This is a genomic window from Cobetia sp. 4B, from assembly GCF_018831605.1.
Taxonomy (GTDB): Bacteria; Pseudomonadota; Gammaproteobacteria; order Pseudomonadales; family Halomonadaceae; genus Cobetia; species Cobetia amphilecti.
In genome coordinates, this window is the sequence record NZ_CP059843.1 from 3,633,820 (window position 1) to 3,647,557 (window position 13,738).

Here is a 13,738-nt window from a genome sequence, read left to right on the forward strand (position 1 = left end):
CATCCCTGACACGACCGGCCCATACCATGACTGATACCACTGCAACTGCCACCGATGCCGCGGCCCCTGCCGCCGTCAAGCTCACCAACCTGCTGGGCCTGCCGCGCCCGGCGATGGAAGCCTTCTTCGAGAGCATCGGCGAGAAGAAATTCCGCGCCACCCAGGTGATGAAATGGATTCACCAGGAAGGCGTCGACAGCTTCGACGAGATGACCAACCTCGCCAAGCCGCTGCGCGAACGCCTCAAGCAGGTCGCCGAGATCCGTGCGCCGGGCATCGTCTATGAAGGCGAGTCCAAGGACGGCACCCGCAAGTGGGTGCTGGAAGTCAGCGATGGCAGCTATGTCGAGACCGTGCTGATCCCGTCCGAGAACGGCAACCGTCGCACCCTGTGCGTGTCTTCCCAGGTCGGTTGCTCGCTGGACTGCAGCTTCTGCTCCACCGGCAAGCAGGGCTTCGAGCGTGACCTGACCGCCGCCGAGATCATCGGCCAGGTGTGGGTCGCCACCCGTGGCGCCGAAGACCGCAAGGACACCCGCAAGCGTCCGGTCACCAACGTGGTGATGATGGGCATGGGCGAGCCGCTGATGAACTACGACAACGTCGTGCCGGCGATGAAGCTGATGCTGGACGACAACGCCTATGGCCTGTCCAAGCGTCGCGTCACCCTCTCCACCTCCGGTGTGGTGCCCAAGCTGGACCAGCTCGGCGACGAGATGGACGTCAGCCTGGCGATCTCGCTGCACGCGGCCAACGATGAACTGCGCAACGTGCTGGTGCCGATCAACCGCAAGTGGAACATCCGCGCGCTGCTCGACTCCTGCCATCGCTACCTGGCCAAGTGTGACGACGCACGTATCGTCACCATCGAGTACACCCTGATCAAGGACGTCAACGACCAGATCCAGCACGCCGAGGAACTGGCCGCGCTGCTCGACGAGCTGCCGTGCAAGATCAACCTGATCCCGTTCAACCCGTTCCCGCATTCCGGTTACGAGAAGCCGTCACGCAACCAGGTGATGCGCTTCCAGCAGCGTCTCTATGAGCTGGGCTACACCGCACCGGTGCGCGCGACCCGTGGCGATGACATCGACGCCGCCTGTGGCCAGCTGGTCGGTCAGGTCAAGGACCGCACCCGTCGCGCCGAGCGTTACATCAACGCCATCCAGCTCGACGCCGACTGAGCGGCTGCCAGCCCTGACCTGACGCTATCGCCATAGCCATGCGCCGCCCTGCCACCTTGACTTGTGGCAGGTGCGGCGCTTTGATGGGGGCGCTTTTGTTGCCTGCCGCGACCCTCGCCCGCAGGCACATCATGAGCCTTCATTCACGCGAGGATTGCATGCCGAGTCGTCTGCCCCGTCATCGCACCAATGAGCATGACCCTGTCGCCTATGACTCTGTCGCCCATGGCACTGTCGCACAGGGCCCCTGCCAGCATGATTCCCACACCCGCACCGCTGCTCGCGGCATCACTCGCCGCACCAGAGCCCTGCTGCTGTGCCTCGGGTTTGCCGGCCTGACCCTCGCAGGCTGCGCGACACGCGTGGAAACCAACGACCCCTACGCCCCGCCGGATGACAACAAGGCCTCGAACGCCTACGTGGAACTCGGAGAGGCCTATCTGGGTCGTAATCAGCTGCAACGTGCCGACAGCGCCTTCCAGAAGGCACTCAAGCTGCAGAGCAGCAATGCCGAGGCCAAGGCCGGGCTGGCGATGATCTATCAGCGCCAGGGTGAGAACGTGCTCGCCGATGACTATTTCAATCAGGCCATTTCCAGCGACCCGTCCTTTACCCGTGCGCGCAACAACTACGCGGCCTTTCTCTACTCTCGCGGTGAATACATCGAGGCCTGCCGGCAGCTCGAGATCGCGGCAGAAGACCTGACCTACGATAATCGTGGCCAGCTCTATACCAATCTGGGCCGCTGTCAGTTGCAGCTGGGCAAGACCAGCGAGGCCGCGAAGAGTTTCGAGCGTGCCGTCAAGATCAACCCGCGTGAGTCAGAGGCCTGGTTGGCGGTGGCACGCATGTCGCATGACGCCGGCGACAATGACGCCGCCCAGTCGGCGCTGAGCCGCTACTTCCGTCTGGCAGGCACCGATAGCGACAGTCTCGCCCTGGCCGTCGATGTGGCCACGGCTCGCGGCGACAGCCGTCTGGCAGATCTCTACAGCCGTCAGCTGGAGCAGGTCATGACACGGGAATCCGGTCGCGCGGTGATTCGCACTCCCTGAGCGAGGCGCAACGACGCCGCTGATGGCGCCACCTCATGAGCGGGGTCGCTGCAAGCAGGACCGAGAAGACCGAAATGCCGGTGAAAATCTCGGCGCGGGCTTGGTATAGTGCCGACGCGGACGAACGTGTGTTCGTGCGCATCGATTGGCATGGGGGTCATCGCTTTTCACGCTGCTCACTCGCATGATGATCAACGAGTCGTGCAGCACCCGGCCAATCGCGCGACAGCATCAGTCAGCATGCTCCAGCATCAGTGTCAGGAGCAGTTTCCCGCAGTACCGGAAGAGCGCCCGGATGTGCGCTCGGTAGACAGTTTTTCCTTACAAGGATGCGCCATGAGCGAACATCAACCCGCCCCTGATCAGCACGCCAGTGATGCACTGCCTGGCACGCGCCTCAAGCTGGAGCGCGAGCATCAGGGGTTGTCGCGTGATGAGGTGGCGACACAGCTCAACCTGCGCCCCAGCCTGGTCGATGACCTGGAACGCGACCACTACGACCAGATTCCCATCGCCGCGTACCGTCGCGGCTATCTGCGTGCCTATGCCCGCCTGCTGGGCATGGACGAGAAGGCCATCGTCGGGCAGTACAATGCCCAGTTCGGCACCACCGAAGCCGAGCGCTACACTCCCAGTTCCACGCCGTCGGTGCGCCCGCCGGGCAAGATGGGCAAGTACCTGTTCCGCCTCGTCAGCCTGCTGGTCATCGCCGGTCTGATCGGTCTCAGCTATGTGTGGTGGCAGAGTGGCGACTATGGCCGCACCTCGCCGGCGGAAACCTCCGCCCTCGAAGGTGGCAGCGATGCGGACAACGCCGCACCGGTCGTGAACGCCGATGGCTCCATCGAGCTTTCGCTCTCACAGTCCTCTGCCAGTGAAGCGGCACCGTCCTCCACTGCTACCGCCACCGGTGATGCATCTGCCGTCGAGACAGCAGCATCTTCCGAGGCGACAGCGCAGAGTGCTGACGCGCTCGATACAGGTGCAACCGCGGCCGCGCCGGGCGCTGCAGAGGCTGGCACGTCAGCGTCTGGCGCTGCCACGGATAGCGCCGCTGACGTGAGTGCTGTCGCCGATGCCAGTGCCGACACCACACAAGAGAGCGCAGCAGAGGATGCTGCGCCGGCGGCAGACCCGCGCAAGCTCGAATTGACGTTCAACATCAATTCCTGGACCGACATTCGTGATGCCGATGGCAAGCGCCTGCTGCGCGGCAACAACGAGGCCGGCACCAGCACGACGCTGGAAGGCAAGCCGCCCTTCACGCTGACCATCGGCAATGCCTCTGGCGTCGAATTGCGTTACATGAATGAAGCGGTCGACCTCACGCGCGTCACGCGCGGCAGTGTCGCCAAACTCACACTCGGTGAATGATCCGGAATCCCATGCATAGTCACTCCCCCATCAAGCGCCGCGTCTCGCGCAAGATTCATGTCGGCAATGTGGCCGTCGGCGGCGATGCACCGATTTCCGTGCAGAGCATGACCAACACCGACACCAACGATGTCGCCGCCACCGTCGCGCAGATCAAGCGCCTCGAGGATGCCGGTGCCGATATCGTGCGTGTCAGCGTGCCGGACATGGATGCCGCCGAAGCCTTCGGTCGCATCAAGCAGCAGAGCAACATCCCGCTGGTGGCCGATATCCACTTCGATTACAAGATCGCCCTGCGTGTGGCGGAACTTGGCGTCGACTGCCTGCGCATCAACCCGGGCAACATCGGTCGTGAAGACCGCGTGCGCGCCGTGGTCAGCGCCGCCCGCGACAACGGCATCCCGATCCGCATCGGCGTCAACGCAGGCTCGCTGGAAAAGGACCTGCAGAAGAAATACGGCGAACCGACGCCGGCGGCGCTGGTCGAATCTGCCATGCGTCACATCGACCATCTGGATCGCCTCGATTTCCAGGACTTCAAGGTCAGCGTCAAGGCCAGCGACGTGTTCATGGCCGTCGCCGCCTATCGTGACCTGGCAGCGCGCATCGAACAGCCGCTGCACCTGGGCATCACCGAAGCGGGCGGCCTGCGCTCGGGCACCGTCAAGTCTTCCATCGGCCTGGGCATGCTGCTGATGGACGGCATCGGTGACACCATCCGCGTGTCGCTGGCAGCGGACCCGGTCGAGGAGATCAAGGTCGGCTTCGACATGCTCAAGAGCCTCAAGCTGCGCGCCAAGGGCATCAACTTCATTGCCTGTCCCAGCTGCTCGCGTCAGAATTTCGACGTCATCAAGACCATGAACGAGCTGGAGACACGTCTTGAAGACGTGATGACGCCGCTGAACGTCTCGGTCATCGGCTGTGTCGTCAATGGCCCCGGCGAAGCCAAGGAGACCGATGTCGGTCTGACCGGCGGCAGCCCCGCCAACCTGGTCTACCTGGACGGCAAGCCGGCCAGCAAGTTGACCAATGACACCCTGGTTGACGATCTTGAGCGACTCATCCGTGACAAGGTCGCGGAAAAAGAGGCCCGTGAGGCCGACACTATCATCCGCCAGAGCTGAGCTTGTCTCGGCTGGCTTGCGCGTCATGATTGACGCGCCTTCGTCTCCCCACCCGCCTGCATGACGTCATGCGAGCGCCGTGGGGAGACGCGCAAGGATTCAGGAGAGAACGTTGAGTACCAAGATCCAGGCCATTCGTGGCATGAACGACCTGCTGCCGGACCAGTCACCGGTATGGCAATACTTCGAGCACCAGGTGGAAGCGCTGATGGGCCAGTACGGCTATCGCGAGATCCGCACCCCCATCGTCGAGCAGACCGCGCTGTTCAAGCGCTCCATCGGCGAAGTCACCGACATCGTCGAGAAGGAGATGTACACCTTCGACGACCGTAACGGCGACAGCCTGACCCTGCGTCCGGAAGGCACCGCCAGCTGCGTGCGCATGGCGATGGAGAATGGCCTGGTCCACAACCAGATCCAGCGTCTGTGGTACACCGGCCCGATGTTCCGCCACGAGCGCCCGCAGAAGGGCCGTTATCGTCAGTTCCATCAGGTGGGCGTCGAAGCCTACGGCATGGAAGGCCCGGACATCGATGCCGAGATGATCCTGATCTCAGCACGTCTGTGGCGCCAGCTGGGCCTGCTGGAACACGTCACGCTCGAGCTCAACTCGCTGGGTAGCCTCGAGGCGCGTGCTGCCTATCGTGACCTGCTGGTCGAATACTTCGAACAGCACCTGGATGTCCTCGACGAAGACTCCAAACGTCGTCTGCACAGCAACCCGCTGCGCATCCTCGACACCAAGAACCCGGACATGGCCGCCGTCGTCGACGCCGCACCGCGTCTGGGGGACCACCTGGATGAAGAATCCCGCGTGCACTTCGAGGGCCTCAAGGCACGTCTCGACGCCGCCGGCATCGAGTACGTCATCAACCCGCGCCTGGTGCGTGGCCTCGATTACTACTCGCGCAGTGTGTTCGAATGGACCACCACCGCGCTGGGCAGCCAGGGCACCGTGTGTGCCGGCGGCCGCTACGACAGCCTGTTCGAACAGCTGGGCGGCAAGCCGGTGCCGGCGGTCGGCTTCGCGATGGGCGTCGAGCGCCTCATCCTGTTGCTCGAGACGCTGGAACTGGTACCGCAGGACGTCCGCGAGACCGTCGATGTCTACCTGATGTCGATGGGCGAGCAGGCCGAAGGCGAAGCCATGCGTCTGGCCGAAGAGCTGCGCACCGCCCTGCCCAATCTGCGTCTGGTGCTGCATTGCGGTGGCGGCAGCTTCAAGAGCCAGATGAAGAAGGCCGACAAGAGCGGTGCTCGCATCGCGCTGATTCTCGGTGAGAATGAAGTCATCGAAGGCACGGTGGCGCTCAAGTTCCTGCGCGAGGAACGCGACCAGGAAACGCTGAACCAGCGTGCGCTGGGCGAACGTCTCGACAGCGTCTTCGGCGCCTGAGACGGCCAATGAATATCGGGCGGAGAGCCAGCTCTCCGCCTCACGAATGCAAGTGCCGGCATGCCGGCCAGGTCAAGGAGACCGCCCGTGGCGGAAGAGCTCAGAAGCGAAGAAGAACAGCTTGAAGCCATCAAGCGTTGGTGGAGCGAGAACGGCAAGTCACTGATTGCCGGTGTCGTACTGGCCGGCGCCGGTGTCTTTGCCTTCAAGGCCTGGCAGAACTATGAAGCCAGCCAGTCCGAAGCGGCCTCCGTGCGTTACCAGCAACTGATCAGCCTCGTCAGCCAGCCCAAGCTGGAAGACGCCGGCGTCAAGCAGGCGCGTACGCTGATCGGCGAACTGGAAAGTGAGCACGGCGACAGCCTCTACACCCAGATGGCGCACCTGCTGGATGCCAGCATGTCGGTCAAGGCCAACGATCTCGACGCAGCCGCCACGGCGCTGCAGAGCGTGATCGACAACAGCGATGACAGCTACCTGCAGGGGCTGGCCAGCCTGCGTCTGGCACGCATCAATGTCGAGCGCGGCGACAACGACGCGGCACTCGCCCTGCTCAAGAGCCCGCCGGCGCCGCTGGCAGCGCAGGCGGCTGCGGTGCGTGGCGATGCCCTGGCCGCACAGGACAAGCGTGATGAGGCCATCGCCGCCTATCAGCAGGCCAGCACCCTGTCGCAGGAAAGTGGTCAGCCGGTCTACGGTCTCGACCTGAAACTCGCCGATCTGGCTGCGGAGTCTTCTTCATGAGCGTCACTCGTCGTCTGAGCGTACCGGCCTCGCTGCTGGCCATGAGTCTGCTGGCCGGCTGTGCCAGCAGTGCCCAACCGGAATATGCGCCCAAGGAACTGGTCGATTTCGATCGCCAGGTCGCGCTGGATTCCGTCTGGAGCGAATCGGTGGGCAATGGCCTTGGCCGTGCCCACTATCCGCTGTCACCGATCTTCGCCAACGACAAGCTGTTCGTCGGTGCCGAAGGCGGTGAGCTGGAAGCCCTCGCTGCCGACAGTGGCGACGACATCTGGCAGACACGGTTGCCGGCTGGCATCACCAGCGCACTGAATGCCGATGCCTCTCGCCTGTACGTCGGTACGCGCGATGGCAAGGTCAGCGCCGTCAGCCAGGAAGATGGCAGCATCGAATGGAGCACGCGTGTCTCCAGTGAAGTGCTGGCCGCGCCGCAGTACAACGACGAGCTGGTCGTGGTGCAGAGCGTCGATGGCACCGTGACCGCGCTTGATCGCTTCACTGGCGAAGAGCAGTGGGCCTACTCGGCCACGATTCCGGCCCTGACGCTGCGTGGCACCGGCGCGCCGCGCGTCATCCAGCCGGTCACCTTCGCGGGCTTCGCCAACGGCAAGCTGGTCACGCTCGACAACCGCTCAGGTCAGGAACTGTGGGACCTGCGCGTTGCCGTGCCGGCCGGGCGTACCGAGGTGGACCAGCTGGTCGATCTCGATGGCCAGCCGGTGCTGACCCAGGATGGTCGCCTGTTCGTCACCAGCTACAACGGTCGCCTGATCGCGCTGGACGCCCGCAACGGCGAGCCGCTCTGGGACAAGCCGTCCTCCAGCTATCTGACGCCCATCGTGGTCGGCGACTACCTGTTCAGCATCGACAATGCCAGCCATGTGCTGGCGATGGATGCCAACACGGGCAACGTGCTGTGGAAGTCCGAAGACCTGGAAGGCCGCTGGCTGACCTCTCCGGCCTTCGTCGATGGCAAGCTGGTGGTCGGTGACTACGAAGGCTATGTGCACCTGATCGACGCCCAGAGCGGCGAGATGGCCGGCCGCTATGACGTGGGGGGCGATGGCATCAGCATCACCCCGCTGACCGAAGGCAAGCGCATCTACGTCTACACCAACGATGGCGAGCTGACGGCGCTGGATCTCGAAGCGCCGTAAGCCACTGATCGAGCGCGCACGTCAGCCTGCCCTGCAATCTGACATGCGCCTCGTTCAGCCCTCGTCAAGACAACGGCAGCCATCTGGCTGCCGTTGTCGTAATGCGCCATTGGTAGCAACTCCCTGTCAATGCTAGAATGCTGCCCCCGCTGATCAGGCCTGCCGCACGACGCAGCCATTGATTCAGCCACGAGATCTTTCCGCCGACAGTGCTACCCCCCTGTCGGCGGACCATACTGGATGCATGCGACGCCTGCGTCGTCATCCAGTGCCCCAAGTCCGATATCATCGCTATCGCCCTGCCTGCACAAGGTGCTTTCCAGCCATCATGGTTCGAAGCAGACCGTACGGGGCCGGCATCGATGCTATCCCTGCGAATGCTGTGAGATTCCATGAACCCCGTGATCGCCCTGGTCGGCCGCCCGAATGTCGGCAAGTCGACGCTATTCAATCGCCTCACCAAGACCCGTGATGCTCTGGTCGCCGATTTCCCCGGCCTGACCCGTGACCGCAAGTACGGCACCGGCAAGGTCGGCGGCAAGCCCTACACCGTCATCGACACCGGCGGCATCAGCGGTGACGAGGAAGGCATCGACCTGATGATGGCCGGCCAGTCACTGGCCGCCATCGACGAAGCCGACATCGTGCTGTTCATGGTCGATGCGCGCGCCGGTCTGAACATGGCGGATGAGGCCATCGCCAACCACCTGCGCGTCAACCAGAAGAAGACCTGGCTGGTGGTCAACAAGACCGACGGCATGGACGAGGAGATCGGCAAGTCCGACTTCTGGACCCTGGGTCTGGGTGACCCGCGCGCCATCGCCGCCGAGCACGGCCGCAACGTCACCACGCTGCTGGAAGAGGTGCTCTCGCCCTACCCCGAAGTCGAGGAAGGCGAAGACGAGGACCTGCACCCGGAGCTGGATGATCGCGGCGTGCGCATCGGCATCATCGGTCGCCCGAACGTCGGCAAGTCGACGCTGGTCAATCGCCTGCTGGGCGAGGAGCGCGTGGTCGTCTATGACCAGGCCGGCACCACCACCGATGCCGTGGAGATCCCCTTCGAGCGTCGTGGCAAGCCTTACCTGCTGGTCGATACCGCCGGGATCCGTCGTCGCAAGAACGTGCGCGAAGTGGTGGAGAAGTTCTCCATCATCAAGACGCTGGAAGCGATCAAGAAGTGCAACGTCGCCGTGATGGTGCTCGATGCCCGCCAGGGACTGGTCGAGCAGGACCTGCACCTGCTGGACTTCGTGCTGACCAGCGGCCGCGCCCTGGTGCTGGTGGTCAACAAGTGGGATGGCCTGGAAAGCGAAGCCAAGGAGAAGATGCGCTCCGAGATCAAGCGTCGTCTGGGCTTTGCCGACTACGCCGACCTGCACTTCATCTCCGCGCTGCACGGCACTGCGGTGGGTGACCTCTACCCGTCCATCGACCGCGCCTTCGAAAGCGCCGTGGCCCGCTGGTCGACCAAGCGTCTGACCACTCTGCTGCAGGACGCCACCCAGGCGCACCAGCCGCCGATGGTCAATGGCCGTCGCATCAAGCTGCGCATGGCTCACCAGGGTGGCGCCAATCCGCCGCTGATCGTAGTGCACGGCAACCAGACCAACCGTCTGCCGGAAGCCTACAAGCGCTACCTGACCAACACCTTCCGCAAGGTGCTCAAGGTCAAGGGCACGCCGATGCGCTTCGAGTTCCGCTCCGGCGACAACCCCTTCGATGGCGCTCAGGGGGCTGACGACCGCGAACGCGCGAAAGAGCGTTCACTGGCGCGCACCAAGGAAGCTCGCAAGGAACGCAAGCAGCGCCGTTGATGGCGTGAGCTGTGCCCGTGCGTGATGGCAGGCCAGCGGATCTGATCCGCCAGCCTGCCCCATGAAAAAGCCGCCCCTGCAGATGACTGCAGGGGCGGCTTTTTCATGGGGCGAGCACTGACGCTTCAAGCACCTCAAGCGCCGCAATCATCTCAAGGGCGTCAAGCACCGGGCTCACGCCTCCAGCGTCTTCTGCCCCGCCCATAGATTGGCGAACTGCCAGGCGGCACGCCCGCTGCGCACCCCGCGCTGGGTGGCGTAGCGCAGCGCCTCGCCACGCGCGGCCTCATCGAAGCTGCCCGCGCCGAGACGCCATTCCACCCAGTGCTGACAGGTCTCCAGATAGGCGTCCTGATTGAAGGGATGGAAGGCCAGCCACAGGCCGAAGCGGTCCGACAGCGAGATCTTCTCTTCCACTGCATCGCCATGATGCAGCTCGCCATCGACGATGTGGGTGGCCTGGTTGTCGCTCATCTGCTCCGGCAGCAGATGACGACGGTTGGAGGTGGCGTACAGCAGGACGTTCTCCGGCGGCCCGGTCAGGGTGCCATCCAGCACGCTCTTGAGCGCCTTGTAGGCGTCATCGCTGCCCTCGAAGGACAGGTCATCGCAATAGACGATGAAGCGATGCGGCTGCTGGGCCAGCTCGGCGACCAGCGCCGGCAGTGCCGGCAGGTCGTGACGATCGATCTGGATCAGACGCAGCCCCTCGCGGCCCAGGGTATTGAGCAGTGCGCGGACCAGCGATGACTTGCCGGTGCCACGGGCGCCCCACAGCAGCGCGTGGTTGGCCGGCTTGCCCGCAAGGAAGGCGCGGGTATTGGCCAGCAGCTCACGCTTCTGGCGTGCGATGCCGAGCAGGTCCTCGAGTGTCAGGGCGTCACGCGGCGCGATCGGCGTCAGGCGCCCTCCCAGGGGGTGGCGGGTCCACAAGGCGGCGACATCGCGTGTCCAGTCCACTTCGACAGCCGTCGGCGGTAGCATCGGCTCGAGTCGGTCCAGCAGATGCGAGAGGCGGCGTTCAAACTCTGGCGACATGGTGATTCCCTGTCAGATACATGGGGTCCGGGCCGTGGCAGGCCCATCAGATCAAACCCAGTATCTCATGCCCAGCGGGGCCGCCTGGCCTGACGATGCTGTGATCTCAGCAACGTATCATTTCGCTGACTGCACCACTGCGCCTATCCGGTTATGCTGTCTGCACGTTTATTGCACGTTCAGCATCGCCCTGCCGTGCACTCGAAGGTTGTCACGTCATCTAGCCAGGAGGCCCCAATGCCAGGATTGCTCGATCTCTCATCTCCCCGCGCCCTGCGTCGTCTGCTCCCGCTGGCGGCGCTTGCGGCGTCCGTCACCCTGAGTGCCTGCGCCAGCTCTCCGCTGGGCCGCAGCCAGCTGACCCTCTACTCGGACCAGGAACTGGAGAAGATGGGGGAAGCCAGCTTCAGCAAGTACCAGCAGGAGCTGCCGGTGGTGGAAGGTCGTCAGGATGCCTACGTCAGCTGCGTGGCGGATGCGGTGACCGCCAAGGTGCCCGCCAGCTATGGCATCAGCGGCTGGCAGGTCAAGGTCTTCGAGGATGAGTCCGCCAATGCCTTCGCGCTGCCGGGCGGCTACATCGGCGTCAACACCGGGTTGCTTGAGGTCGCCGAGAATCAGGACCAGCTGGCCACGGTCATCGGCCACGAGATCGCCCACGTGCTGGCGCGCCACGCCAACGAACGTGTCTCGACCCAATCACTGACCTCCGCCGGGCTGTCACTGACCCAGGCACTGGCCGGCCTCGAAGGTACCGGTGGCGATCAGCTCATGGGCCTGCTGGGCATGGGCGCGGAATATGGCGTGCTCAAGCCGTTCTCGCGCTCCCACGAGTCCGAGGCCGACCTGCTGGGACTGGACCTGATGGCCGAAGCCGGCTTCGACCCGCGCGCCAGCATCAAGCTGTGGGCCAACATGAACGCTGCCGGTGGCGCGCAACCTCCGGTGTGGATGTCGACGCACCCGAGTGACGAACAGCGCATGGCGGCTCTCAACGAGCGCCTCGAGACCGCTCTGCCGACCTATCAGCAGGCCCGCGCCGCCGGCGAGAAGCCCAACTGCGATCGACTGCGCTGACCCCGCCAGTCTGGGGTGGCGTCATCATCCTCAGGTAACACACGCTCGCGCGGCCCCGGAGGCAACCCGGGGCTGCGCGAGCGTGTGGCGACCTCTATCCAGCTACCCGCCTCTTCCTTGTTTACTCCCCCCTCCCCGCCTCTTCCTGGTTGGCTCACCCTGGAGGCCTCTCCCTGGCCGGCTCACACTACCCGCCCTCTTATCCATCGACCTGACAGTTCGAATGTAAAAAGAAGCCGTCAAATGTGTCGATATCCGCGAATCATGTAACTGCATTGCTAATCTGGGATCACCTGCTCGCCTGCGCACTGCTCATGCAGACACTTCATGCACAGCGGCGCGAGCGTATTCCCGACACTCGCTTGAGGATGCCTTACATGACTCGACACGCACTCATCATCGACGACGATCCGGATTTTCGTGAACTCATCAGCGGGCTGCTTTCCGCCCATGGTTTCGACTGCACGCAGAGCGAAGGGCTACAGGACATCGCCTGCAACCCCGCCTGTCTGGAGACGGACCTCATCCTGGTGGACTACGAACTGGGCGACTTCACCGGCGATGATGTGCTCGGCTATCTGCGCGAGCGCAATGTCGAGGCGGGCATCATCCTGATGAGCGCCTGTCACAACGACGACATGCAAGCGATGGTCGCCAGGGGCAAGCGCAGCGGCCTGGAGATGCTGGGCCAGCTCGGCAAGCCCTTCGACATCATGCACCTGGCCTCGCTGCTGGCAGAGCTGGACAAGCAACGCAATCCGCTGTCACTCGATGAACTGGATGATGCTCTGACCGAGCGCCAGCTGCACCTCGTCTACCAGCCCAAGATCGACCTCGCCAGTGGCCGGCTCAGCGGCGCGGAGGCTCTCGTGCGCTGGCAGCATCCTCTACGCGGCATGGTCATGCCCAACCAGTTCATCGCCCTGGCGGAACGCAGCAACCGTATCGAGGCACTCACCTGGCAGGTCATCGAGCATGGTTTCCGCCAGCAGGGCCAATGGCAGTCCCAGGGCCTTCACCTTGACCTCGCGCTCAATCTGTCGCCCCAGCTGCTGCGCACCCGCGACATGCTGAAGACGCTGGATGCGCTGGCCAGTCAGCATCATGTCGATCCGCACTCCATCACGCTGGAACTCACGGAGAGCTGCGGGATCGACTGCCTCACCTACGCTCGTCACCTGCTCAATGCCATTCGCGACCGCGGCTATCGCCTGGCGCTGGATGACTTCGGCACCGGTTTCTCCTCGATGATGCAGCTCTACAACCTGCCGTTCGACGAGTTGAAGATCGACCAATGCTTCGTCGGGCGCAGCGACAGTCACCCGGAAGCGCGCGCCATCACGCGTACCATCGTCGAGCTGGGCCAGCGTCTGAATCTCGCCGTGGTCGGCGAAGGCATCGAGACCGCGGAACAGCGCGATTACCTCTGCGATACCCGCTGCAATATCGGTCAGGGCTATCTGTTCGCGCGCCCCATGCCCGTCAGCGACTTCAATGCCTGGAGCCGCTGCCCGCCCAGCGCCGTCAATGCACTCAGCCAGCGCCACGTCTCCGCTGTCCATTGAGGAGACTGGCGTCCCCCCGCAGCGCAGCACAGACAGCAGGAATGCCGCAACTCCCCCACGACACAGACGCCACCCATGTCACCATGGGTGGCGTCTGTGTCGTGAAAGCCAGGATGAATCGTGAAGGCCAGGATGAAGAGAGCGAGAGAAGGCGGGGATGGGAGAACCAGAGGGACGCTAGTGAATGCTGTCAGCTGTCTATCA

General features: G+C 63.9%; 11 protein-coding genes. 10 read left to right on the plus strand and 1 reads right to left on the minus strand.

What is annotated here, in order from left to right:
• Positions 1-26 precede the first annotated feature (26 nt).
• The 8 genes from rlmN to der all read left to right on the plus strand — a co-directional run bounded on the left by rlmN (position 27) and on the right by der (position 9,854).
• Positions 27-1,184, plus strand: coding sequence for a 23S rRNA (adenine(2503)-C(2))-methyltransferase RlmN (gene rlmN, locus H2O77_RS14890; RefSeq protein ID WP_043333811.1), 1,158 nt, complete (start codon positions 27-29; stop codon positions 1,182-1,184).
• Between the two features lie 158 nt (positions 1,185-1,342).
• Positions 1,343-2,239 (plus strand): type IV pilus biogenesis/stability protein PilW, encoded by an 897-nt coding sequence (gene pilW / locus H2O77_RS14895; RefSeq protein WP_215823445.1) that lies wholly within the window; start codon positions 1,343-1,345, stop codon positions 2,237-2,239.
• Positions 2,240-2,575: 336 nt separating this feature from the next.
• Positions 2,576-3,613, plus strand: a complete 1,038-nt coding sequence (locus H2O77_RS14900; RefSeq protein ID WP_215823446.1) for a RodZ domain-containing protein — start codon at positions 2,576-2,578, stop codon at positions 3,611-3,613.
• Between the two features lie 11 nt (positions 3,614-3,624).
• Entirely contained in the window at positions 3,625-4,740 is a 1,116-nt protein-coding gene (gene ispG, locus H2O77_RS14905; RefSeq protein WP_043333809.1) for a flavodoxin-dependent (E)-4-hydroxy-3-methylbut-2-enyl-diphosphate synthase, read from the plus strand.
• Positions 4,741-4,852: 112 nt separating this feature from the next.
• Positions 4,853-6,136, plus strand: a complete 1,284-nt coding sequence (gene hisS, locus H2O77_RS14910; protein WP_084589419.1) for a histidine--tRNA ligase — start codon at positions 4,853-4,855, stop codon at positions 6,134-6,136.
• Positions 6,137-6,223: 87 nt separating this feature from the next.
• Positions 6,224-6,880: a tetratricopeptide repeat protein gene (locus tag H2O77_RS14915; RefSeq protein ID WP_240548630.1), complete on the plus strand. Its 657-nt coding sequence runs from the start codon at positions 6,224-6,226 to the stop codon at positions 6,878-6,880.
• The gene (gene bamB, locus H2O77_RS14920; protein WP_215823448.1) at positions 6,877-8,037 is read left to right on the plus strand and encodes an outer membrane protein assembly factor BamB; all 1,161 of its coding nucleotides are present in this window, start codon (positions 6,877-6,879) and stop codon (positions 8,035-8,037) included. The genes H2O77_RS14915 and bamB overlap by 4 nt, the downstream gene beginning before the upstream one ends.
• Positions 8,038-8,429: 392 nt before the next feature.
• The gene (der, locus tag H2O77_RS14925; protein WP_043333806.1) at positions 8,430-9,854 is read left to right on the plus strand and encodes a ribosome biogenesis GTPase Der; all 1,425 of its coding nucleotides are present in this window, start codon (positions 8,430-8,432) and stop codon (positions 9,852-9,854) included.
• Positions 9,855-10,028: 174 nt separating this feature from the next.
• Here der and H2O77_RS14930 read toward each other — a convergent pair whose 3' ends face one another.
• Complete coding sequence (locus H2O77_RS14930) at positions 10,029-10,892, minus strand: ATP-binding protein (protein WP_215823449.1); 864 nt, start codon at positions 10,890-10,892, stop codon at positions 10,029-10,031.
• Between the two features lie 237 nt (positions 10,893-11,129).
• Between H2O77_RS14930 and H2O77_RS14935 the strand changes: the two genes are divergently transcribed.
• Both H2O77_RS14935 and H2O77_RS14940 read left to right on the plus strand, forming a co-directional pair.
• Complete coding sequence (locus tag H2O77_RS14935) at positions 11,130-11,969, plus strand: M48 family metallopeptidase (RefSeq protein ID WP_172978723.1); 840 nt, start codon at positions 11,130-11,132, stop codon at positions 11,967-11,969.
• 377 nt (positions 11,970-12,346) lie between these two features.
• A complete protein-coding gene (locus tag H2O77_RS14940) occupies positions 12,347-13,534 on the plus strand; it encodes an EAL domain-containing response regulator (protein WP_215823450.1) in 1,188 nt (395 codons plus the stop codon).
• The last annotated feature ends 204 nt before the right edge of the window (positions 13,535-13,738 follow it).